We start from the raw sequence: 24,806 nt of genomic DNA, 5'->3' as shown, positions 1-24,806 counted from the left end.
CAGCGAGTTTTAAGGGCGCAGGGGTTGCTAAATCGGGCAAAATCGACTAAATTTAAAACAGGTCTGGATTCAATCACACGTTGAATCACAACTCATAGTAGGAGGACACAAATAAAATGGGTAACAACCAAAAGAAGACTACCGCACCAACCGATTTGAACGATCAAATGCAGGTTCGTCGCGATAAAATGAACCATCTTCGTGAGGAAGGCATTGCACCATTCGGTCACCGATTCGACCGCACCGACGATGCTAAGTCCGTCAACGAAAAGTTTGACCAATCCACGAAGGAAGAGTTAATGGAAGAGAAGCACTTTGTCACGCTCGCTGGCCGGGTAACCGGTAAACGGGGCAGTGGTAAGGCCGGCTTCATCGACTTGCTCGACCGGACGGGCGTTATCCAAGGTTACGCACGTCAAGACGAACTGGGTGAAGAAAGCTACGACCTGTTCAAGTCTCTGGACTTAGGGGACTTTATCGGTGTCAAGGCCTACGTGATCAAGACTAACACGGGCGCTTTGACCTTACGGATCACTGAATTAACGTTCCTGTCCAAGGCTTTACGGCCATTACCTGACAAGTGGCATGGTCTGACCGACAAGGAAACTATCTACCGGAAGCGGTACTTGGACTTGATCGCCAACCGCGACAGCTTTAACCGGTTCATCAAGGTCGCCGCTGTCAAGAAGGCTATCCGAGCGTACCTGGACAACCACGGTTACTTAGAAGTCGACACACCAGTCCTGCAAACGGCAGCTGGTGGGGCCGAAGCCCGGCCATTCATCACCAAGTCCAACGCCTTCGATATTCCGATGTACCTGCGGATCGCCACGGAACTGTACCTGAAGCGGCTGATCGTCGGCGGTTACGAAAAGGTCTACGAATTAGGCAAGGACTTCCGGAACGAAGGAACCGACTTACAACACAACCCTGAATTCAACATGGTCGAAGTTTATACGGCCTACACCGACTACACGGACGTGATGAACTTAGTGGAAGACATGATTCGCTACACCGCGAACCAAGTTAACGGGACCGGTAAGCTGACCTACAAGAAGCACGACATCGACTTGGACCAGCCTTTCAAGCGGCTGCACATGGTCGACGCCATCAAGGAATACACCGGTATCGACTTCTGGCAGGAAATGTCCGTGGACGACGCACGGAAGTTGGCAGATGACAACGGCATCCACTACGAAAGTTACTGGACGGTCGGCCACATCATCAACGCCTTCTTCGAAGAAAAGGTTCAAGGTCGCTTAACGCAACCAACCTTTATCTACGGTCACCCAGTCGAAATCTCACCTCTGGCTAAGAAGAACGCCAAGGATCCCCGGTTCACCGACCGGTTCGAACTGTACATCGTGGGTAAGGAATATGGGAACGCCTTTACGGAATTAAACGACCCGATCGACCAACGGCAACGGTTCGAAGCCCAAGACGCTGAACGTAGCGCCGGGAACGAAGAAGCTCACGGGATCGACGAAGATTACCTGGAAGCTATGGAATACGGGATGCCGCCTACTGGTGGTCTGGGAATCGGGATCGACCGGTTGACCATGTTGCTGACCGACTCCGTTTCCATCCGGGACGTCATGCTCTTCCCAACTATGCGGCCCATCGACTAAACTCGAAAAGAGGACATTGTCATGCGAGTAAACCAACTGATTGCGTTGCTCCGTGAACACGACTTGTACCGCGGGACAACCGCTGAATTAGACCCCGACACCGATTTTGCCACGCTCCACTACGATTCTCGTCAGATGACGGCAAACGGGCTCTTCGTCTGCAAGGGGTTCACGTTCTCACCAAAATATTTACAACAAGCCATTGCTAACGGCGCAACGGCCTACTTGGCAGAACAGGATTACCAAGTCGCCGTACCTGGTATCCTGGTGACCGACGTCCGCAAAGCGTTGTCACTGGCTGCCCAACTGTACTTTGATTTCCCGCAAAACCAACTCTTCTTGATTGGGTACACGGGAACTAAGGGCAAGACGACCTCGACTTACTTCACGCACCACATCTTGAGCGAAGCCTTTCCCGGTCAAGTGGCCATGTTTTCGACGATTAACCACATCATCGGTAACCAGCCACAGGATACGTTCAAAGCGCACCTGACCACCGCGGAATCGTTCGACCTCTTCCATGAGATGCGCCAGGCCGTGGACAACGGGCAGAAGATTCTGGTCATGGAAGTCGCCTCACAGGCCTACCTGCTTCACCGGGTCTATGGGCTGACTTTCGACGTGGGAATCTTCCTGAACATCTCCCCCGACCATATCGGGGTCAACGAGCACCCGAACTTCGCGAACTACTTGCTGTGCAAGCAACAGTTGATGCTCAATTCGCGTCAGTGCATCATTAACGCGGACATGGATCATTTTGCCGAAGTCTACGCTGCCGCTAAAGTCTCCACCGATCCCGCCAAGATTTTCACCTACGGGGTCGATGATTCCTCAGCCAGCGTCTCGTTGCACCCCCAAGCGGCCACGTTGACCGCCAGCGCCTTTACGCTGACCGCCAACGACCAACGACTGGCCAGTCTAGCTGCCGACTACCACGTTTCCGTGCCTGGTGACTTCAACCAGGGAAACGCCACGGCCGCGATTCTGGCTAGCCACCTGGCCGGCGCGCAGACCGCCGACATGCAGGCGGGACTGGCCCGGACCTTGGTCCCTGGTCGGATGGAGTCACTAGCGACCCAGCACCACGGTACCGTCTACATCGACTACGCCCATGACTGGGGCAGCATGGATGCCTTGCTACACTTCCTGCACACCCAGTTCCCCGACCACCACATCACGGTGGTCACCGGGAGTACCGGTGATAAGGGGGAAGACCGGCGCGCAGGGTTCGCTAAGGCCTTCAACGCCTACGCCGATACCGCCATTCTGACCACCGACGACCCCGGTCACGAAGATCCCCGGGTCATCGCGCAACAGATTGACGCTGGCATCGACCATGATAAGGTCACCACGACCTACATCGCCAAGCGCGAAGACGCCATTCACCACGCCATCGCCCACGCCACCAACCACGACTTGATTGTCTTGGCCGGCAAGGGTGAGGACGCTTATCAAAAAATCAACGGGGTCAACACCCCTTACGCCACTGATCCGGTTATCGCCAAACAGGTGATTGCGGATCTCGAAGGTTAACGTTACGCGAAAGCACCGTTCCAGTCACGACTGGGGCGGTGCTTTTTGGCATGTCAGGTTATCTACCATTAAGTGAATCAATAAGCCCCTCAATCACTGATGGATATCCAATTTTGCTAACTAACGCAACTTAAATCGGGATTTTAATCAAAATTGACGGCCCAACCCTTGGCAAAGACTCGAACTCGTGTTATATTTTATGACATTAAAGAAAGAGTTTGCCTAGGAGGGTTTAACATGAGGAAATGGCAAGTCATGGTGGTCACGTTACTGGTGACCCTTGGCGGATGGTTCGGTTTCAGTGCCACCGCCCATGCGGATGCGGATTATACGATTGCGACGGACACCACGTTCGCCCCGTTTGAATTTCAGGTCAAGGGGGGTCAGTACCGGGGGATCGATATTGACTTATTGAAGGCCATCGCGAAAAAGGAACACTTTACATATCAGCTCAAAGCCCTGAGCTTCAACGCGGCCGTCCAGCAGTTAAGTGCCAACCAAGTCGATGGGGTCATCGCCGGCATGAACATCACCCCCGCCCGGGAAGCCACGTTTGACTTTTCCAAGCCCTACTATACCTCTGGGGTGGTCATGGCCGTGGCCCAGAAGAGTCCCATCAAGACCATGGCTAACCTGAAAGGCAAGACCGTGGCCCTCAAGACCGGGACGGCCGGCGCCACTTATGCGAAATCGGTTCAGGCCAAATACGGTTTTAAGATCAAGTACTTTAACGACTCCAACAACATGTACAACGACGTCAAGGTCGGCAATTCCGTAGCCTGCTTCGAAGACTACCCGGTCATGTCTTACGGGATCAAGAACGGGATTCCCTTAAAGATTGTGTCCAAGCAACACGACGCCGGGGACTACGGCTTTGCCGTCAAGAAGGGCAAGAACGCCAAGCTCCTGCGGCAGTTCAACGCTGGACTCGCGGCCATTAAAGCTGACGGGACCTACGACAAGATCATTAACCACTACCTACATGCCAAGGAATCCACGCTAACCGGCGAGACCGCCAACAGTCGGACTTTCGTTGGTCTGTTCACCCAGAACTTAGGGACCATCGGCAACGGGCTCTGGATGACCCTGAAGCTGACCGTGGTCGCCATCATCTTAGCCACGATCTTAGGCTTAATTCTAGGAGTCTTGGGCGTCATGCCCGGCAAGGTGGGCCCCGCCATCTCCAGTACCATCATCTACATCTTCCGGGGCATGCCGCTCATGGTGCTGGCCTTCTTCATCTACATTGGGTTCCCCGACCTGATCGGCCACGGGTTTAAGATTCCGGCCTTCGTCGCCGGGTTGATTACCCTGATGCTCAACGAAGGGGCGTACACCGGGGCCTTCGTCAAAGGCGGGTTCCAGGCCGTCGATAAGGGACAGATGGAAGCTGCCCGTTCGCTGGGGTTGCCTTACTGGGCGGCCATGCGCAAAGTAGTCATGCCCCAAGGGATTCGAATCATGATTCCTTCGTTCATTAACCAGTTCATCATCACGTTAAAGGATACTTCGATTCTTTCGGTCATCGGGATCGTCGAACTGACCCAGACCGGGACGTTGATTATTGCCCGGAACTTCGAAGGGTTCAAGATCTGGCTAATGATTGCCATGATTTACCTGATTATCATTACGTTACTGACCTGGCTGTCGAACTGGGTTCAAAGGAGGATTAACTAATGGCGGTAAAAGTACAAGTACGCGACTTGCATAAAAGTTATGGCAAGACCGAAGTCCTTAAGGGCCTCGACCTCGATGTTCAGGACAACGAGGTCCTGTGTATGATTGGGCCGTCCGGGTCCGGGAAGAGTACCTTCTTACGGTGCCTGACCCACCTGGAAACGCCGACCAAGGGGCAAATCATCATCAACGGCCACGACCTCTCCGACCCGCAGACCAACATCAACACGGTCCGCGAGAACATCGGGATGGTCTTCCAACACTTCAACCTCTTCCCCCATCTGACGGTGTTGCAAAACATCACCTTGGCGCCAGTCCAGTTGAAGAAAGAAACGCCGGAACAGGCCGAACAGACCGCCCGGAAGCTTTTAGCCCAGGTCGGCCTGGCCGACAAAGCCGACGTGATGCCGACTTCCCTATCCGGTGGGCAACAACAACGAGTCGCCATTGCCCGGACACTGGCCATGCATCCCCAGATCATGCTCTTCGATGAACCCACCTCGGCCCTAGACCCTGAAATGGTCGGTGACGTGTTGGCCATCATGAAGCAGCTGGCTCAAGACGGGATGACCATGATTGTGGTCACCCATGAAATGGGCTTCGCCAAGGAGGTCGCCGACCAAGTCGTCTTCATGGCTGACGGCTTGATTCAAGAACAAGGCAAACCTGCCGACCTCTTCAACCACCCTAAGAGTCCCCGACTACAGGATTTTTTGAATAAAGTCATTAATATTTAGCGCTTAAAAGGCATCTTCTCCAATCCGCTGATTTCTATCTCGTTTGACAGAAATTAGTGGGGTTAGGAGAAGGTGCCTTTTTGCGTTTAAACTGATGAAGGAAATCATTTCAAATCAAACGATGGTGATTGTCCGCGCCTTACCGGGCGGCCAGACAGGGCTGGAACGCCGTGGGCACAACTTGGAGCCCCAAGTTCGGTCTCCAAGCTTGACCTTTTCCTAGGCGAGCTAAAAACGCTCACCAAGGAAAATTTCACGGCTGAGCCCTGTCTGGCCGCCCTCACGGCTTACACTAATGCTGACAGTTTTCTGTAGCTATCAGTCACCATCCTCTTATGGTCACGATGGTTCATTCTAGTTAGGTTTAAACCAAAATCTCGTGACATTACCTCAACACCGACACTAAAAATCTTTTATCTAATCCCGATGACAGTCAAAGACGCAGAATGAAACAAGTGTCATTCTTTGTTACGGAAAGCGCTTTCTTAGAGCGGCTTCCTCGGCGTATACTCAATTTAGTTATTAGTTGAACATGTCGCATAGTCTGTGAGGAGCGTTGTTCTGTGAAAAGCAATCAAAAAAGTTTCAGATTATTTGATGCTGTGTTAATGTCCGTGGTCGTGGTTATGGTGGTTGAGTCTGTGGCTCCGGCTGCTGCCATTGGCCCTTCACAATTCTTCTGGTGGGGCGTTCTCTTACTGCTATTCTTCATCCCTTACGGCCTTATTTCATCAGAGTTGGGAACCACCTACACAGGCAACGGTGGTCTCTACGACTGGGTCCGGCGCGCTTTTGGACCACGGTGGGGCGGCCGGTTAGCTTGGATCTACTGGATTAACTATCCCTTCTGGATGGCCGGATTAGCAGTTCTTTTTATACAAGTCGCCCAACGAATCTTTCAGTGGCATCTTCCACTATGGGGCACGTTATTAGTACAGCTTCTATTTATCTGGACAGTCGTCCTAGTGGGTAACCAGCCCGTCTCTGAAAGTAAATGGATTATGGACTTGGCTGCGATTGCGAAAATTCTCATTATCTTTTCACTAGGGGGATTAGGGATTTACGTGGCCCTGACCAAAGGAGTCGCTAACCGGTTTACCCTGCAGACCATGCTCCCTCAGGCCAGCCTCAGTAGTCTTTCTAACATTTCGGTCATCATCTTTAACTTCTTAGGGTTTGAGGTCGTGACCACCATGGCTAGTCACATGGATAATCCCCAGAAACAGGTTCGCCAAGCCATTATTTTTGGCGGACTCCTCAGTGCCCTATTCTATCTACTAGCCGCCTTTGGCATGGGCGTTGCTATTCCGACAGCTAAACTCTCCGCTTCCAGTGGTCTCCTAGATGGTTTCGTTCTACTCGTAGGTAAGCTTAATGGCTTCGTAGTCTTCATTGGGGGATGTTTCCTCTACACGTTAGTTTCAGAGATGGTCTCTTGAGCCCTCGGCATCAACTACGTGGCCGACTACGCCGGTAAGAATCACGACCTTCCCACTATCTTTGCTAAGGAGGACACTAAGGGCATGCCTATTGGTGCAGGTTATCTCAATGGCCTTTTAGCTTCAAGCGCCGTTCTGCTAGCTCCCCTCTTTCCTAATCCTGATATTTTCTGGTCCTTCTTCTCACTCAACATCGTAGCACTGCTCCTCTCCTACACCATGCTCTTCCCCGCGTTTCACAAGTTGCGCCGAATCGATAGTCAACGTCAACGCCCCTTCCGAGTTCCTGGCGGTCGTCTGATGATTAACCTCATGACTTGGATTCCCGAGGTCCTCCTCATTCTAGCCATCATCTTCAGTGTCCTCCCAACCAGTTTCTCAACAGCAGCCATCACCGCTAAATTACCACTATGGATTGGAATTGTATTAGCTGTAATCACTGGTGAATTAGTGGTTCGGTGGACGGAAAGTGCTCACCAATCCCCCGCACTGGTTACACATCCCAAATCAAACCTGTTATTCGCCAGAAGCACTCACCATCCCCTTTAACGCTTACGAAAAGAGACGACCCACGAAAACTTCGTGGGTCGTCTCTTTAATAGGTTAAGCATCATCACGGTGGTAGAAATGGAAATCACGTCCGCCATAGTCCTCAACATATTGGTACAGAATCAGTTCCATAATCGCCATGGTCGAGATTCGTGAACTAATATCGCTCCCGTTGACCTGAACATCATCTGTAAAGATATAGAAGTTCAGGTCACTAAGATTCTGAATCGTATTGTTGTCGGGTTCGGTGATTGAAACCAGTAATGGTCGTTTCTTTCGTTTGACCAACTGACTCAAGATATCAAGCATTTCACCATCATCACCAGCATAGGTTAGGATAAAGACCAACGCCTGATCATCAACCTGCGATAACGCCAGCCGCCGATAATCATGGTCTTGCGGATAATGGGTCTTAAATCCAGCCATCGCATACAGATAATCGACATAGGCCACAGCATGCTTACTAACTCCCTTAGCGAAGAAGTAGACATCTGGGTGCTGTGCTAACTTTTCAACTACCTGATGTAGTTTTTCTGGTTGAATCACCCGCACTGATTCGGTGATGTTCTTTAAGTATTCTTCCCGGTAATCCGTCTGCCGAACCGTAAACGGCGTTGGTTGGTCGTCTTCCTTGCGGTTAATCAGCGTAAACTTAACCACCGTGACAAATTCACTAAATCCAGAAAAGCCAATCTTCTTCACAAATCGTAAGAACGTAGCCGTTGACACGAAGGTCTCCGAAGCCACTTCACGGATGCTTTGATTCTTAATCTTATCCATGTTGGCAACAACATAGTCGAAAAGTTTCTGTTCGTTTGCCGTTAGGTCGCTCAAATGTGCGTTAACGATTTCAAAGAAGTTCATGAGGCATCTCCTGATTTTTGTCTGCTGGGAACACCATCCACAATCGTATGGATTCCGCCACCACCAGTTAAGACTTCGTGCACAGCCTCACTGGGTACCCCGATAATCCGAAATCCCGGGTATAGCTTTGCTAACAACCTCTGGGCTGGTAAGTCGTTAGGGTCATTGAATTCTGGGACCAGCAACGCATGGTTAGCCGTAATATAGTTGACATAGCTGGCGGTCAATCGCTGACCGGAGAACCGTGGCTGGTCACCATTTATCCGATCGACCCCGTTAGCTTCCTCCCGTTTCAATCGGAGAATCTGGGGGATAGGTAATTTATGAATCTTCAGGTGGCGTCCCTGGGCATCAGTCGCTGCTCGCAAGACCTGATAAGCCTCTTCACTAATCGCCTGTTGGGGATCGTTGGGATCATCCGTCCAGGTTAAGACCACTTCTCCCGGTGCCACAACGTTAATCAGATTATCAATATCTCCACCGGTTTCATCCATGAAGTAGCCTTGCGGGAGCCAGATTGTTTTGGTCACCCCAAAATAATCATGGAAATATTGTTCAGCTTCCGCCTTAGTCAAACCACCATTAGCGTTTCGGCCTTCCGATAACACCACATCCTCGGTCGCAAATAACGTGCCCTGACCATCCACTAGGATTGCACATCCTTCGAGTACCGTCTGGGCAACTGTGTAGTAGTCCATTCGGTTCAAGTCCGCGACTTTAACGGCAATCTGATTATCTAAATCCCACGGGAAGTAAAGCCCATCAGTCAGGCCACCCCAAGCATTAAACTGGAAATCAACTGCTCGTAAGTCTCCTTGCTGATTAATTACGTAAAAGGGGCCATAGTCTTTCATCCAGGCGTCATTACTACTCATCTCGACTAACCGAACTTTATCAGACAACATTGACTTCGCATTGGCGTACTGATCTTGATTGACCAGCATCGTTACCGGTTCTACTTGTGCCAACAATTCAGCAATCTGAGCAAACGCACGTTGCGCCGGCTTTCCACCGTCCCGCCAATTGTCCGGGCGTTGCGGCCAAATCATATAGCTCGCCGACTGGCCTTCGAATTCAGCCGGTAAACGAAACCCATCTTGTGTGGGCGTTCCTGATAGTTTCACTTTCTCTCACTCCATTACCTAGCGCCACTGTTCTGACGCTTTTTAATTTCGACTAATGATCGTTCCATCGCCGGTCTTCAGGAATTGATCAACGTTATCTAACGAAGTAATGACCGCTTTTCCTGCCGGATGATTCTGCACAAAGTCGATAGCTGCTTGAATCTTAGGTAACATACTGCCCTTCGCAAATTGACCGTCAGCCATGTAGTCGTTTAATTCAGCGACTGTGACGTGTGCCAATTGCTTTTGGTTTGGTTGATTAAAGTTAACAAAAACGTGGTCGACCGCCGTTAAAATAATTAAGAGATCGGCACCGATTAATTCTGCCAACTTCTCAGACGCAAAGTCCTTGTCAATTACGGCTTCACGACCAACTAATTGATGACCCTCCTGAACAACAGGAACGCCACCACCCCCAACGGAAACTGGAATGACGTTAGCCGCGACCAACTGGTTGACGACGTTGGCCTCTTTAATTCCCGTGGGCTTAGGTGATGCAACGACCCGCCGGTATCCTCGACCAGCATCTTCTACATAAGTATACCCGGGATGATTCTGACGTTCTACTGCCACTTCATCAGCCGTATAGAAGGGCCCGATTGGCTTGCTAGGATTCTTAAAGGCCGGATCATCTGCATCGACCAAGACCTGTGTCACGACCGTTGCAACGTCTTGCTGGATACCTGCATCGGCTAAGGCTGTTCCCAACGCATTCTCCAGCCAGTACCCCATACTGCCTTGAGTCATTGCCACGGCAGTATCCAACGGCATTGCCGGATTCTTTGGCGTACTTCCAGCCGCCTGTTGCAGTAATAAGTTACCTACTTGAGGACCATTACCGTGAGAAACCACCAACTGGTCTCCCTGTTGAACAAACTTGACGAGTTGCTTAGCAGTCGCTTTCAACGCTTCCTGTTGCGCAGCTGCCGAAGCATCATCCGATAAAATGGCGTTTCCACCTAAAGCAACAACAATTTTACGAGACATCTTCTTCACTCCAAATTCTATAATTGATTATGGACCATGGGTCTAAAGGAAAAGACCAGGCTTGCACCTGATCTTCTCGGGAATTTCGATTCCGCTTAAGCTTGTGGTACCTGTTGGGTAATGCAGTGGATGTTCCCGCCACCTAACAAGACTTCACGCGCCGGTACACCGACAACTTTACGGTCAGGGTACAGTGCTTGTAACGTTTCCTTAGCTTTTTCGTCAGCCGGATCGTTAAACAGTGGGAAGACGATTCCACCATTGGCCGTGTAGTAGTTGACGTAGCTGGCAGCTAAACGTTCACCCTCAGTCCGTGGTAGCGTCCCGTCAACAGCGTCAACGCCTTCACTTTCTTCCTTGGTAATGGTAATCGGCTTTGGCAGGTAAAGTTTGTCGACCTTAATCTTACGTCCTTTAGCGTCAGTTGCATTTTCCAAAATCTCCAGGTTTTCCTTAGAGATGGCGTACTGTGGATCATTCTGGTCATCCGTCCAAGCCAAGGCAATTTCACCTGGCTTAACGAAGTTGGCAATGTTGTCCACGTGACCATTGGTTTCGTCGAGGTAAATTCCCTTCTTCAACCAAATAATCTTTTCTAGGTTCAAATGTTCCTTCAAGACTTCTTCAATCTGAGCCTTAGATAATTGTGGATTCCGGCCTTTAGAGAGCAGGCATTCCTCAGTGGCAATCAGCGTTCCTTCACCATCAACGTGAATGGAGCCACCTTCTAAGACGAAGTCATCCAACCGGTAACGGTCAACGTGTTCCATTTCCGTCATCTTCTGGGCGACGCGGTCGTCCTTGTCCCATGGGAAGTAGAGCCCATCTACCAGGCCACCCCATGAGTTAAAGGTCCAGTCAACACCGCGCATGCCACCCTTATCATTGACCACAAAGGTAGCACCGCAGTCACGAATCCAAGAATCATCGTTTGACATTTCAACGACTTCAACGTTATCAGGCAACATGGTCCGAGCGTTAGCGTATTGATCATCATTGACGCCGACCGTAACGTGCTCAAATTCAGAAATTGCTTTAGCAACTTCAACAAACGTCTTTTGAGCTGGCTTACCACCGTTCCGCCAATTGTCGGGACGTTGTGGCCATAGGATGTAAACACCCTTGTGAGGTTCAAATTCACCGGGCATCCGGTAACCGTCTTGTTTAGGGGTACTGTCTAAAGTTTTCATGACTATTGCTCCTTCTTTATTTTTTTAGATTTAATAAGTGCCTAATTTTGATGGACTGACGTGGTCTTTACAGGTTCTGAATGGTGCTTTTCAGCGTACCGAACCACGATTTCACCAACCACTAACGTAATGATTGTCCCGATGAGAACGGGAACCTTCGCCGAAACTTCAGCTGCAGATGAATTCATGGGGAAGATACTGAAAATAACCGTCAAAATCAATAGAACTTCGGGAACCCAGGTCATCAGATTGATCATAGTCTTACCACCAGGAACCTTAAAAGGTCGTGGCGTATCGGGGTCGTCCTTGCGCAGCTTCCAGAATGCCGGGAATAGCATGGTGTAAGACAAGAGCAACGCAACCACGTTCAAGGAGAAGAAGGCCCAGAAAATATCTTGGTTAGGAATAAACGGTGCCGCAATCACTAAGATTGATGCAATAATACCGTTCAAGTAACCCGTTCCTACGGGCATCCCCTTGGCATCTTCCTTAGCGAAAACGCTCGGCAATGTGTGATCCTTACCAGCGTAATCCGCCACGTAGTTCACACCCAAGGCCCAAGAAATCATTTCCGAAATTAAGATGTACAGGAAGAAAATTCCAATCAGGACAACAAACCAATTGAGCTTACCGATCAGTAGAATAAAACTATCAATCAAGCCGCTAGAAGCCGATAATTTATCCGTTGGAATAGCAACGCCCATTCCAAAGGCGGCAACCAAGTAGAAGACCGCAATCAGAATACCACCATAGATAATGGCTTGTGGGATTTGTTCCTTAGGATTATCCATATCATCAGCCATCGTCGCCACAACTTCAAACCCTAAGAAGTTAAAGATAATGACCGATAAATTCGTTAACCCAGACAGATTCATCTGGGGCATCATGGTGTGCAGGGTAAAGTTATTCGCAATCCCTTTTGTCATGGCAACATAGATTCCCAAACCACCTAGAGCGAGAATGGTAACGATTTTCGCGAACGCTGCCAAGTTCATGATCCATTTACTTTCCGAAACTGGCTTATTACCAACTAACACAACGACCCATACAAAGAGTAGCTGAATGACAATCGACCAAAAGGTGTTGATCTTTAACTGGAAGATTTGCGCACCCACTTGAACGAACAGGACCGCTAAACTTGCCATCCATAACGGATAGTTGATCCAGTAGAGCCAGGCCAACCGGCCCCCCCAACGGGGCCCGAATGCCTTGCGAACCCAATCATACAGACCACCATCACCAGTATACGCAGTTCCTAGCTCAGACGATATTAATCCGTACGGGATGAAAAATAGAATCAGTAAGAAAATCCACCAGAAGAATTGCGACGGCCCAATCGCCGCAGCCGGCGCCACGGATTCGACCACCATGATGACCACAACGGACATCAATACGGCATCGAAAAGTCTGAACTTCTTTTTATTCGTCTCCAAGAGACTAACCCCCTAACATGAACGGCTCTTCAGTCATTACTGAACAGCCGTTCTAATCGTCAAGTCTACTGGTCATTCCGTTCATCAACGGCATTCCGTAGCATTAATTCAAATTCTGCGTCGTACTTCTTAGCAACGTCTTCAGAAGCGTACTTCAAATCTGGGTTCAAGAGGTATACGAAGATTGCCCGCATCGCCGTCTTACGGTTTTCGGCTTCGTCCCAGACAATAGAGTAATCGGAGTCTAAGACTTCATCCGTTACTTCTTCGCCCCGAGTAGCTGGCAAGCAGTGCATGAACTTCACATGGTCAGAAGCCTTCGCAACTAATTCAGCGTTAACTTGGTACTTAGGGTAGAAGATCTTCATCCGTTCGTCCTTTGGCAATTCAGATTCGTACAAACCGTACCAAACATCGGTGTAGATAAAGTCCGCATCCTTCATCGCTTCATCGGCATCTTCCGTAATCGTGACAGACCCACCTGAAACTTCGGCGTTCTTTTGACCAATGGCCAGCGTTTCTGGCTTGATCTGGAAGCCTTTAGGTCCGTATTGAACGAAGTCCATGCCCATCTTAGTTGCCATAAACATCGTTGATACACAAACTTGAGTCGCATCGCCGACGAAGACGATCTTGCAATCACTCAACTTCTTACCCTTAGGTAGGTGTTCCGTCATGGTGATGATGTCTCCAAGTTCTTGCGTTGGGTGGTTGTAATCACTCATAAAGTTAACCACGGGAACCTTGGCAAACTTTCCAACTTCAGCAACGGTCTTGTGCCGCTCAACCCGGGCACCGATGATATCCAAGATACGGCCTAAAACGTGGGAAGTGTCTTCAATCGTTTCGTGACCACCTAATTGGATTTGACCTGGTGCTAAGTATTGCGCGTGACCACCTAATTCTGTCATGGCCGCTTCGGCAGAAGTCCGCGTCCGCGTTGAGGATTGTTCAAAAATCATCCCTAAGGTCTTGTTCTTCAACAATGGTGGGTAATACCCATTTTTGATGGATTCCTTAATCTTAATTCCCAATTCAATCATGTATTGAATTTCGTCTTTCGTGTAAGTATTCGTGTCGATAAAATCGCGTTTAGTCATGTCAAAAACTCCCTTATCTTTTTATTTATTCATTTGGTTTCCCTTGATTACATGACTTATCATAGCGGACGATTGCTGGATTGGGAAGCGTTTTCAAGACTACTGTCATCAGCTGATCCAGCCTGATAATCGTTTCAAATCATGAAACATGTTTCATCAATCGCAAATGCTTATTTCTTCACATATTCAGTTTTTTTCCTAGAAAATCACTAAATATGCAGAACAAAAAAGCCCGGAACAAGTAACAGTTCCGAGCTTCTCATCTCAAGTCATCATCTCATTACCGGCGACGTTTACGCCGGAAAGCGGGACGGCTGCCCCGCCGTTTGCCCACAGCCTTGAGCTGTTGGTCCGTGGCGAACAACTTCTGTCCCCGTTCCGGATGCTCCCGTAAGTAGGCCTTGGTGAACTGGTCGACCGCCGTGTGGTCTTGGGTATCAATTTCTGCCCGTTGCATGGCCGTAGTCAGTTCCTCGAAGAAGGTCTCCATTTCTGGATCGTACATGGTGGTCAACGCCGTGTGGTGCGTCCGAACCCAATCCTGTAATTCCCCAGCATACTTGAGCTGGTCCTTCAGGTAGGTGAACAGCGTGGTCAACGCGAACGGAATCAGCTGGTACAGGTGTGGTTCCCGTTGGTCTTTATCCAATAAATGGGTAAAGGGGCCAAACATCACGGACGCCAACGCCTTCGCATCCCACTCGGCCGGTTGTAAGTGCCGGCCCGTGAGCAGTAATTCCGCCGTCACGTGGACGATCACGCCAAAGGCCCGCTGGTTAGCCGCACTCAGGTTCTGCACCTGCGGTTGGGCCGCCATGGCTTGGACCCAGCCTTCGACCTGGGCCACCACGTCCTCGTAGGCCCGTTGTTCCTGATTGACCTTTTGCGTGGTGTGCTTCTCGACCAACTGTGGCCGCGCCGCCACTAGTTCGGCCTGGAGCGCCGGCCAGTCTTCTGCCGGCACCTGAGCCTGTACGTAGGCGCTAAGGACCGGGACCACCGCGACGAAATAGTTATGCGGACGATCGACCAACATCGGCAACGCCGTCAACGCTGCTTTCAAGCCCGTGAACGTCCAAGTCTGGTCGGTCGCGGCGACTTGCTGGTAGGCATCGTTAAAATCGGTGATGATGGTTTCTGCGTGTGCCTGTTGATTTTTCGATAACCGTCCCAAGCGCGTCGGCGTCAAGAAAGTTGCCGGCGTCCAGGGGGTCCATGTTGCGTCAGTTTGTGTCATCCTAAATTTCCCCTTATCCATAAAGTCGTGCGGCGCCTAGTCCCATTCAAGCGGCCGGCATCGCAATATACTTCCATTATAAGCGACTTCCCAACATTTTAAAAATTCAGCCGTTTCTTAAGGTCTGCCCAAGTTTTCCGTTAGTGGTCAGCGTTTTCCAAGACAAAGCCGATAAATTCGGTTATATTAGAGGTTCGGATACTTTTCGGAAAAGGAGAAATCGCAATTGGTCGATGAAGTTGTTATTTTAAGCGCTGTCCGCACTCCCATCGGGAAGCTGGGGCGCGCCTTACAAAGCGTCTCTGCCGTTCAACTGGGCACGCTTGCCGCCAAGGCGGCCATCCAACGCAGCGGGTTAGCCGCTGACCAGATTCAACAAACCATTTTCGGCACGGTGGTTCAAGCCGGTCTGGGGCAAAACGTCGCCCGCCAAGTCGAATTAAACGCCGGTCTGCCCGTCTCCAGCACCGCCATGACGGTCAACCAGGTCTGTGGGTCCAGTCTCAAGGCCATCCGGTTGGGCCAAAGCGCCATCTTGATGGGCGACGCCGACGCGGTCCTGGTCGGGGGGGCTGAAAGCATGAGCCAAGCGCCCTACCTGAGTCCCCACACCCGTTTCGGGCACAAATTCGGCGATATTCAACTGGTCGACGGGCTCAGTCGCGATGGGCTCACGGACGCCTTCCACGGCTATCCCATGGGCATCACGGCGGAAAACGTCGCCACCACCTACCACGTCACCCGCGAAGAACAGGATGCGTTCGCCCTGGCCTCCCAACAAAAGGCCGCAGTGGCCCAAGTCGAGCACCGTTTCGCTGACGAAATCATCCCCGTCCCCGTGGGCGACACCCTGGTCAGCCGCGATGAAGGCGTGCGGCCGACCACTTCGTTAGCCAAGCTCGCCGCCTTACCGTCGGCCTTCAAACCCGACGGTACCGTGACCGCCGGAAATTCCGCCGGACTCAACGACGGGGCGGCAGCCATGGTCTTGATGCGCAAGTCAGCGGCCGAAGCGGCTCACCTGCCATACCTGGCCACCCTGACCGGCTTTCAAGAAGTCGGCATCGATCCCGCCCTCATGGGCTACGCGCCCAAGGAAGCCATCGCCCAAGTTCTCCAGAAACAACAGCTCGCCGTCTCGGATATCGACCGTTTCGAGCTGAACGAAGCCTTCGCAGCCCAATCCGTCGCCGTAACGCGGGACCTCCAGCTTCCCGCGGATAAGGTCAACGTTAACGGGGGCGCCATCGCCCTGGGACACCCCCTAGGTGCTTCCGGAACCCGCATCGTGGTCACCCTACTGCACGAACTGCGCCGAACCGGCCAACACCGGGGATTGGCCGCGATGTGTATCGGTGGCGGTATGGGGATGGCCCTCACGCTTGAGATGCGGTAGTGCTACCTGCCGAACGGACACCACCATTCCAGTTCCGTCCGTCACCAAAGGCTGATATAATGGGGACTAAATCCCCGGAAGGAAGTTACCGCCATGATTTCTGCAGACTTTGACGTCAAGATCAAGCTCATCATCCTAACCACCATCGCGTTGGTGGCTCTGCTGGGCATCCTGGGCTACCTGCTCCACCGCGACCACCACTTCTCCAAATACTTAGGCGGTGTGGTGGCGGTGATGGTGGTCCTGATTGCCATCCTAACGTCCTTAATCATGATTCATTCGTAATTAAAATCGGCGACTAGTTGCTTACAACTAGCCGCCGATTTTTTGATTTAGGTTAACTTATTCAGCCGTTGAGGGGTCGTCCAGATCTCGCCGGGGAACCGGTACTAACTGGCCTACCGACAAGAGATACAGGTACTGACCCAAGACCGGATGGCCGGTCATCTGGTGTAAGGCGGTCGCGTAAAGGTTGATCTGCCCACCATACTTGTTGACTAACCGCGCCACACTGGTATCTAACCGGTCGGGGTTCACGTGGTCGGTCTTGTAGTCGAAGAGGATGATGCCCTGATCCGTCTGCAGGTACCCGTCGATGATCCCGTGGACCAGGACCTGCGAATCCTGTTCCTGAAAGTCTTGGAACAGACTCTTGGCCGGCATCAATAACGAGAACGGCACTTCTCGCTGGACCCGGTCGGGCGCCGCTAAGAGCTGTTGCCCTAGGTCGCTGGCGAAGAACCGTAATACCGTGTCCACCTGAATCTTAGCCGCAACGGCCGCCGTCAGGACCTGGTCCGTGACCAGTCGATCGATCACTGCCTGCACCCGCTCCGCCGTGGGCGTTTGGGTCAGGCCTAACCGCTGAAGGACCAAGTGGGTCGCCGTCCCGATTTCGGTCGGCAACGGTTCCCGCACGGTCTGCAAGAAATCCGGCCGGGCAAAGTCGTGGGTGACGAACCGCCGTCCCCGTTGCCGGCCCAATTCAGTGGGTTGACTCTCCCCGATACGCGCATTGTCCGGGTCCTCAAAGAGCCGTTTCGCTTCGGATACGGACTGGTAGGCCGTGGTGACCGTCGCCGCCTGGTGCGGATACTGGAAGTCCATAATGGCTTTCAGCTTGGCACCATCGACTGCGGTCGCGGGCACTTTTTGGGCCGCAGCACTAGCCTGTTTGAGCCAATCCTGAGCGGACTGCGCCACGTTAGTCGCGGGGGCCACGTCGTCTTCCGTGGCAAAGCTGACCTTGAATAACGCGGGATCCTCCGCCAGCGCACTTAACGCCGGTTGACCATCGCGCAAGTCGCCGGCTTGAGGGGTCCGCATCAGGCACATCCCAATCCAGTCCAGATAATTGGCCTGAGTGGACTTCTCCCGCAGCGTCGCGGGCAGTACCAGGTCGGTACTCTGGAAGGCCTGCTGCCAACTCTTCAAGGCTTCGTCTTGGGTCTTATGCGACCCCACGATGTACAGCCGCGATTCCGCCCGGGTCAACGCCACGTAGAGTTTCCGCATTTCTTCCGCCAGGCTGGCCCGGTTGATGGCTTGGGCCATCACCACTTTTTGTAGCGACGGGGCCTGAATCCGGCTGGTGGTGTCCAGGTAGTCGATGCCGATGCCATCCTTACCACTCAAAACGTAAGGGCCCGTCTGATCTTGCCGGTTGAACTGCCGGGAGGCGTCCATCAGGAAGACTACCGGGAACTCCAATCCCTTACTTCCATGGATGGTCATCACCGACACGGCATCGTCCGCCGTCTGTACGGGGGCACTCGCCAGGTCATCGTCCCGTTCCTGGAGCCGTTCAACGAACCGCACGAACTGGAAGAGGCCCTTGAAGCTACTGTGTTCATAGCTTTGGGCGCGTTCGTACAGGGCATGGAGGTTCGCCTGCCGCTGCTTACCGGCGGGCATCCCCCCAACGTAATCCAAGAAACCAGTCTCCTGGTAGATGCGCCAGATCAACGTGACCAGCTCATTTTGTTGGGCCACGTCCCGGAAGGTCTTCAACTGTTCCAGAAAATGGCTGATCTTTTCGTGGACCGTGTGCTGGAAATCACTGGCGTGGTCCTCACTGTAGGTCTGCTCAAAGTGCAACACGGCCTGATAGTAGTCGCCCGTACGTTGGTTGATTCGCAGTAACGCCAATTCATTTTCGTTGAGCCCCACGATGGGCGACCGTAGAACGGCTACCAGCGGGATATCCTGATATGGGTTATCGATGACGCGCAACAGAGCCATCATAATCTGAATTTCCGTGGTCTTAAAGTAGTTCTGGGCATCGTTGACCACCACCGGAATCCCCAGGTGCTGTAATTCATCGGTGATAATCAGGTTGTTCGCCCGCGTCGGCGTGAGTAAGGTGATGTCGCGATATTGCACCGGCCGCGTCTGGCCGGTCTCCCGATCGTAAATCGGTGCCTGGTCCGCGATCAATTCCTGAATCTTCTTGCCGACCATCAAGACCTCGCCCTGGTGCTTGTTATCCACTTGGAAGGTCTCATCCATGGCTTCTCCAGAGTCGGGAGTCGTCGGCCGGTCACTCAGGTAAACCATGACTTCCGCCGGGAACTGCAGGTCACTAGGATAATACCGCGCGCCATATTTCAACAGTGCGTCGCCCGCGTAGGCCACTTCACCCAACTGCCGGTCCATCAACTGTTGGAAGATCAGGTTGGTAAAGTCGTCCACGTTCTTCATCGACCGGAAGTTCTCGGCCAACGTCACCAGCTCGCCCGCGTCACTGGCCCCGTACCGGTCAGACTTATGCATAAACAGGGTCGGGTCGGCTTGCCGGAAACGGTAAATGGATTGTTTGACATCCCCCACCATGAACCGGTTCCCGTGGGGTTCAGGCTGGGCAATCGCCGTTAAAATGGCTTCTTGCAAGCTGTTAGTGTCTTGATACTCATCAACCATGATTTCCTGGTACTGCTTACGCAACTGTTCGCGCACGTGTTGGGAATCCTGCCCGGGTTGGGTCAGAATCTGTAACGCCGCGTGTTCGACGTCCGCAAAGTCTAAGACGTGACGCCGTTGTTTCTCCGCCAAGTACGCGTGGCGGAAGCTTTGCACCACGCTCCCTAACTCCGTTACCAGCTCATGAGCTTGACGCATGGTGGTCAGCGCATCGTCTTCGGCTTGTAAGAAGTAGGTCTTCCCCAGGGTATCCAGTTGCTTCTTCGCCGAATCACGAAAGGCCTTAAGGTCAACGTAAACCGCATGGTCCTCGTTCTTTTTAGAAATCGGCGACAACCGCCCCCAATTAAACGCCAGGACTTCCGCACGCAAGTCGTTCCAACTCCCCGTTTGGAGGATGTCCTGCAGGTTATGCAGCTGGTCTAAACACTGGGTCAAATACGTCATCTGCTTGGTCAACGAGGCATTTTCAGCCAGCGCCAACGCGCTAGTCAGGTCGGCTTGGACCTGGTCTAGTTGGGCCGCCAATAACGGCTGTAAGCGGTCGTGGAAGAAGCTGGTCTCCGTCAGATGAGCCGCATCCAACTGGTAGGCATCCGCTAACCCAGATAACCACGCATCCGGGTCTGGGGCCGCATCCGCAAAGGTGTAGACCCGTTGAACCAGATCCGCTAAGCCCTGGTCACTCCGGTCGCCCGAGAAGTTCTCCGTCAACCGGGCAAACTGTCCTTGCGGATCGTCGGCGTACAGCTCTTCTCGCAGGTCCGTCCAGACCTCGTCCCGTAATAGCGCACTTTCCGTGGTGTCCGCCAAGAGACGAAAGACCGGGTCGTAATCAATCACGTAATAGTAATGTTGCAACAAGTTTAAACAAAAGGCATCCAGCGTACTGATATCGGCCACCGGTAAGAGGTTCAATTGGCGCAAGTAGAACTGTTGCTGCTGGCTATCGCCCTGACTTGCCGCCAACGCCTTCCGCAAGGCCGTCTGAATCCGGTCGCGCATCTCGGCGGCCGCCGCCTTGGTAAAGGTCACGATGAGGATCTGGTCAATCCCGGTCCCTGTCTTGAGGTGCTCGATGACCCGTTGAACCAGGACCCGGGTCTTCCCGGACCCCGCCGAAGCGGAGACCAGTAAGTCGGTTCCCCGGTCGAAGATGGCCTTTTTTTGACTTTCCGTATAGGTAAATTTACTCACGATGATCCCCCTGTTCCGCGCGCTTCTTGATAGCCGCCATCTCATCTGCGGCGTTCTGTTGTCGTTCTTGTTCGATCAGCGTCATGATGTCGGCTTTCTTCAGACTGGTTAAATTGTGGTAATTATTTTCCGGTAGGAGTGGGTCGAACTGCATGATCGACTTATAGGGTGAGAACTGAAGGGCCGTCCGGTTCTGTTCCCGCACCGGTGCCAGGTCCAAATGACCCTCCAAGATTTCCAGTGCGGCCGTCTTGATCAACCGTTCCGTGTGGGCCAACAAGTTGTCTAATTCGTCGGGCGTCACCAGTTTCTCTGATGAATAGCCCCCCTTGACCTTCTTCCGCAGGCCCCTAAAGAGCTTAGAGTACCGGTCAGTCGCCAGCCACTCTTCGATGTGATCCAGAAAATCCGTGTCGTCGAGTAGTAACCCTTGATACTGTTCCGCCTTCAGCAACGCGTCCAGGGGATCCTGATTCAGAATGTCCCCCGCCTTAAGAACCGGGTTCTGCAGGTGTAGGTACACCGCACCCGCCAGTTCCGTGGACGGCGCCTCCTGTTGATCGACCAGCTGGGACAGGTTGCGTTTGACCGCATCCAGGTAGGTCAGCATCTGCATGGCCTGCCCGTAGTAGGCGCTCTGATAGTCGAACTGGTGCTCGGAGCTCTTATAATCAACGATACCCAAGAAGGTCTTCTCCGCCAACTTCAATTCATCTAGCCGGTCGATTCGCCCCCGCACCAGCACTTGCCGGTGTGGCGTAGCGCTATCCGGCTGGTCCGCGTCTAAGTCAAAGACCAGCGGCTGAAGGCCCTGCTGGTCTCCCAAACCAAACTGGACTTCGGTCCGACGCGGCCGCAATGCCGTTCGCCGGCTTTGTTCGTGGAGCGTCCGGCCCATCTGGTGCATGGTTTTGATCAATTGGTGGCGAATGTACCCCATCCGGGCGGAACTTTCCAGAATCGCAAACTGGGGATTCAGGGTGGTGTCCAAGACTTTAGCGGTCACCTCGTCAATCATGTCGTTCATCTGCTGGTCGTCCAAGTCGGCCAGGTTCAGGTGTTGCTGATTGACCAGCTTGATCAAGCCGTCCAGCGTCGCGTGGAAGAACTCCCCGGTGCTGGCGGGAGACAGTTCGAAGACGTCGCGTTCCTGTAACCGCAGGCCGTATTTTAAGAAGTAGGCGTACGGATTGGCGTAGTACTCTTCCAGCTTCGAAATCGACGTGCTGATCTTCCGGCCGTATAACTGGGTCACGATATCTGGACGTAGCTTTTGCGGGACGTTGCGGTAACTCAAACTTCCCAACAATTTATTGGTTAACTCCCCATAATTCGGGTCTTGCTGCAAGAGTGTCAAAATATACGACCAGGCTGGCGACAGCGACTGGTTGCGTTCCTTACTATCGTGGCTGGCTTGAACTAAGTGGCGCAAGGTGGTCCGGCGGGTCCCGATATAGTTCCAGATGTCGTGGTCGTCGGCCGCTGGCGTCGCAGTCACCACCTGCGTCGGCAAGTGGAAATGCTCCTGAATCCGGGCAACGTACGGCGATAACTCGACGCCGTCACTCTGATCGCTGGCTGCGGGATAACTGAAAATGAGTTGCTCGCTGCCGCTCAAGAACGCCAGATAGTTCAAGTAGGGTTCCCCCGCTAACTGGGTGGCCGCATCATCACGCAGATAAGCCTGGCTATCCGTTGCCTGCAACTCTTCCCCCAAGTCTTGCCGGTCGTTATCCGCCAACAAGGTCGCGGGGACCTGATTATCCGGCATGGTGTCGGCGGTCGCCCCAATCAAGAAGGTCACCTTCCGGTTGTTGGCCTGTACTAACCCGCTTTCCGAGACCGACACCTGGTCCAGCGTCGAGGGAATCTGGTTAAACTTGGCCCCGGCAAACCCGGCCTGCAAAAGGGCTTCAAAGTCCGTTAGGTTAAAGGGCAGTGGTCCCAAAATGGCGTGGCACTCGTCGAGCATCTGACAGAACGTGGTCCAGGTCTGCTCCGGTTGGCCCGCCTGCATCAGTTCTCCCGCATCAATAGCCTGGTCCCGCCAAGCCATCAGGCGCTGGGTCACGCCATGGTTGGCCAAGAACTGGTAGAGAATCGCCGCCGCATCCGTATAGGTCTGCGCGTGCTTCAACTGAGTAAAGAACGGCGGTAACGTCTGCTTAATGAAGTGGCGAATCTGGTTGATCTGCGCGGTGATCTGGTCGTCTTGGGTGGTCTGGACGCTATCATCCCCCGCCGCGAAACGCGTGTAGACCCAATCGTCCTTCTGGGTCCAGCGGTGTTGGCCTTGGTAACCGTTCTTGAGCACCCAATTTTCAGTCAAAGCGACCGCTTGGCGGTAAGCGTCGAGGGCCATGGGGTCCCCGTTTTCATCCACCGGCAACAACAGCTCCGACTTCAGGACCCGGAATACGTCGGCATAGCGGTAATCCCGGCGCTGAACGTCGAACAGGGCCGTCAGTAATTCCACAAAGGGGTGGTCCGCCATCTGCACGTCCGCGTCGTCAAAGTAAGGGATCGCCTGGGCGTTAAAGATCGGCGCAATCACGGTCTGATACGCATCCAAGTGTCGGGTGGTCACCAGAAAATCACGGTACCGGTACTGGCCACTAGCCACCAGTTGGCGAATCCGGGTCGCAACGTGGGCCACCTCAGCATACCGACTGGCGGCCTGAACCACCTGAATCTGCTGGGGCGTGGTGGTCACCGCCGGAAGCTGGGCGCTCAGGTTAGTGCTGGCCTGCCAATACTGGTCCAACGCCAAGAGGTCAGCCGACACTCGTGGTTTCTGGGCCCGTTGATCCGTCAAGATGGGCACTTGATTGGCGCGGGCTCCGGCATAGAGTTGTTGATAAAGTTTAGCCGATTGGAAGAACAAGTTGGTCGGGTCTGGCAGCTCTTGCGGAGCCGCCTTATCTAGATTCAAAGCCACCGTGACGCTGGCCGCTCGTTGAATCAAGACGGTCACCAGCTGACGTTCCTGCGCACTCAACTGGGAGAAGCCTTCCAGGTAGAAGTGGGCGTGGCTGAGATCGACCTGGGTCAAGAAGTCGGCCAACTGGTTCAAGAGGTCGGTGTTGGCCACGTACTTCCCCGCCATCTGGGTCTCAAAGGCTTCATAAATAATCAGAAGATCGTGGAGCTTGGCCTGCAGGTCCGCACTACCGGGGGCCAAGCGGTCGATGGCCGTGGCTAAATCAGCTGCGGTCACCTGCCCCACCCGAAATTCCGCGAGTTGGGCGGTCAACTGGCTGATAAAGCCCGGCCGGGTGACTTCCCCGCGGAAAATCGTGAGTTGGTCGGCATGGCTTTGAATAATCTGATAGATCAACATGTTCAGCCCCGCCGGCGAGATCCGGGGCAGCTGGTAAATCGGTTCGTTCTTCATGAAGAACCAGGCCAACCGGGTAAAGGAAAACACCTGAACCTGGGACTGCGCAAAGAGTGGGTCGTCCTGGGCCAATTCGCGTTTCAAATCAGTCAGGACATCCACTTCCGTCTCAAACTTAATATGGTTCGGAACCAGGTAATACCCCTGTTCCTCCGGCTGTTCGGCCAACTGCTGGGCCAGGGCCGTGACCATCGGCTTGCGGTGATCCATTCCGGCACTGCCTAAGATAAATTGTAAACTCATCTGCCACCCCTCCGTCATTTTCTCGATAGTCTTATTTTAGCATAGATGCTAATCATCTCGAACGTATGTTCACCGTAAATTAAACTTACTGGGCAAAAAATCTACCAATTTCTTTTCCGTTTGACCCGCCGCGTGCTACACTGAAAACAAGTTAAA

Annotated in this window: 15 protein-coding genes and 1 pseudogene; 7 read left to right on the top strand and 9 right to left on the bottom strand. The window is 52.7% G+C overall.

All coding sequences use genetic code 11. From position 1 onward, the window contains the following. The first annotated feature begins 116 nt into the window (after nt 1-116). From lysS to RIN67_RS00865, 5 genes and pseudogenes are all read left to right on the top strand, one after another. Entirely contained in the window at nt 117-1,628 is a 1,512-nt protein-coding gene (gene lysS / locus RIN67_RS00885; RefSeq protein ID WP_024747997.1) for a lysine--tRNA ligase, read from the top strand. 21 nt (nt 1,629-1,649) lie between these two features. Next, nucleotides 1,650-3,161: a UDP-N-acetylmuramoyl-L-alanyl-D-glutamate--2,6-diaminopimelate ligase gene (locus tag RIN67_RS00880; protein ID WP_264999596.1), complete on the top strand. Its 1,512-nt coding sequence runs from the start codon at nt 1,650-1,652 to the stop codon at nt 3,159-3,161. A gap of 237 nt (nt 3,162-3,398) precedes the next feature. Continuing rightward, the gene (locus tag RIN67_RS00875) at nt 3,399-4,838 is read left to right on the top strand and encodes an amino acid ABC transporter substrate-binding protein/permease (protein ID WP_024747999.1); all 1,440 of its coding nucleotides are present in this window, start codon (nt 3,399-3,401) and stop codon (nt 4,836-4,838) included. Then, the gene (locus tag RIN67_RS00870) at nt 4,838-5,575 is read left to right on the top strand and encodes an amino acid ABC transporter ATP-binding protein (RefSeq protein ID WP_024748000.1); all 738 of its coding nucleotides are present in this window, start codon (nt 4,838-4,840) and stop codon (nt 5,573-5,575) included. The genes RIN67_RS00875 and RIN67_RS00870 overlap by 1 nt, the downstream gene beginning before the upstream one ends. Nucleotides 5,576-6,183: 608 nt before the next feature. After that, nucleotides 6,184-7,563 (top strand): annotated as a pseudogene (locus tag RIN67_RS00865) (APC family permease). A 54-nt stretch (nt 7,564-7,617) separates the two neighbouring features. On the opposite strand, the gene RIN67_RS00860 reads toward RIN67_RS00865, so the two are convergent. The 7 genes from RIN67_RS00860 to RIN67_RS00830 form a co-directional block, all read right to left on the bottom strand. Continuing rightward, nucleotides 7,618-8,427, bottom strand: coding sequence for a MurR/RpiR family transcriptional regulator (locus tag RIN67_RS00860; protein ID WP_264999595.1), 810 nt, complete (start codon nt 8,425-8,427; stop codon nt 7,618-7,620). After that, nucleotides 8,424-9,551: an agmatine deiminase gene (gene aguA, locus RIN67_RS00855; RefSeq protein WP_264999594.1), complete on the bottom strand. Its 1,128-nt coding sequence runs from the start codon at nt 9,549-9,551 to the stop codon at nt 8,424-8,426. Before aguA (RIN67_RS00855) ends, RIN67_RS00860 begins: the two co-directional genes overlap by 4 nt. Before the next feature lie 42 nt (nt 9,552-9,593). Then, nucleotides 9,594-10,538 carry a carbamate kinase gene (gene arcC / locus RIN67_RS00850; RefSeq protein ID WP_264999593.1) on the bottom strand — a complete coding sequence of 315 codons (945 nt, stop codon included), beginning with the start codon at nt 10,536-10,538 and terminating at the stop codon, nt 9,594-9,596. A 95-nt stretch (nt 10,539-10,633) separates the two neighbouring features. After that, nucleotides 10,634-11,728 carry an agmatine deiminase gene (gene aguA, locus RIN67_RS00845; protein WP_056943849.1) on the bottom strand — a complete coding sequence of 365 codons (1,095 nt, stop codon included), beginning with the start codon at nt 11,726-11,728 and terminating at the stop codon, nt 10,634-10,636. Nucleotides 11,729-11,769: 41 nt separating this feature from the next. Further along, a complete protein-coding gene (locus RIN67_RS00840; protein WP_264999592.1) occupies nt 11,770-13,161 on the bottom strand; it encodes an APC family permease in 1,392 nt (463 codons plus the stop codon). A 65-nt stretch (nt 13,162-13,226) separates the two neighbouring features. Then, nucleotides 13,227-14,261 carry a putrescine carbamoyltransferase gene (gene ptcA / locus RIN67_RS00835; protein WP_107740414.1) on the bottom strand — a complete coding sequence of 345 codons (1,035 nt, stop codon included), beginning with the start codon at nt 14,259-14,261 and terminating at the stop codon, nt 13,227-13,229. 280 nt (nt 14,262-14,541) lie between these two features. Then, nucleotides 14,542-15,498, bottom strand: a complete 957-nt coding sequence (locus tag RIN67_RS00830) for a hypothetical protein (RefSeq protein ID WP_264999591.1) — start codon at nt 15,496-15,498, stop codon at nt 14,542-14,544. Nucleotides 15,499-15,724: 226 nt separating this feature from the next. On the opposite strand from RIN67_RS00830, the gene RIN67_RS00825 reads away from it, so the two are divergent. Beyond that, nucleotides 15,725-16,894, top strand: coding sequence for an acetyl-CoA C-acetyltransferase (locus RIN67_RS00825; RefSeq protein WP_264999590.1), 1,170 nt, complete (start codon nt 15,725-15,727; stop codon nt 16,892-16,894). Nucleotides 16,895-16,987: 93 nt separating this feature from the next. Next, nucleotides 16,988-17,179, top strand: coding sequence for a hypothetical protein (locus RIN67_RS00820; RefSeq protein ID WP_056943456.1), 192 nt, complete (start codon nt 16,988-16,990; stop codon nt 17,177-17,179). 57 nt (nt 17,180-17,236) lie between these two features. Here the strand turns inward: RIN67_RS00820 and addA are convergent, their stop codons facing one another. Together addA and RIN67_RS00810 are read right to left on the bottom strand one after the other, a co-directional pair. Then, nucleotides 17,237-21,010, bottom strand: coding sequence for a helicase-exonuclease AddAB subunit AddA (gene addA, locus RIN67_RS00815; protein ID WP_313826099.1), 3,774 nt, complete (start codon nt 21,008-21,010; stop codon nt 17,237-17,239). Continuing rightward, nucleotides 21,003-24,650: a PD-(D/E)XK nuclease family protein gene (locus RIN67_RS00810; RefSeq protein ID WP_264999589.1), complete on the bottom strand. Its 3,648-nt coding sequence runs from the start codon at nt 24,648-24,650 to the stop codon at nt 21,003-21,005. Before RIN67_RS00810 ends, addA begins: the two co-directional genes overlap by 8 nt. Between the last annotated feature and the right edge of the window lie 156 nt (nt 24,651-24,806).

This window comes from Levilactobacillus namurensis (assembly GCF_032197885.1).
In the GTDB taxonomy this organism is placed as follows: Bacteria; Bacillota; Bacilli; order Lactobacillales; family Lactobacillaceae; genus Levilactobacillus; species Levilactobacillus namurensis_A.
Note: the sequence above shows the minus strand (reverse complement) of the source record. Positions and strands in the feature narration are given on the sequence as shown.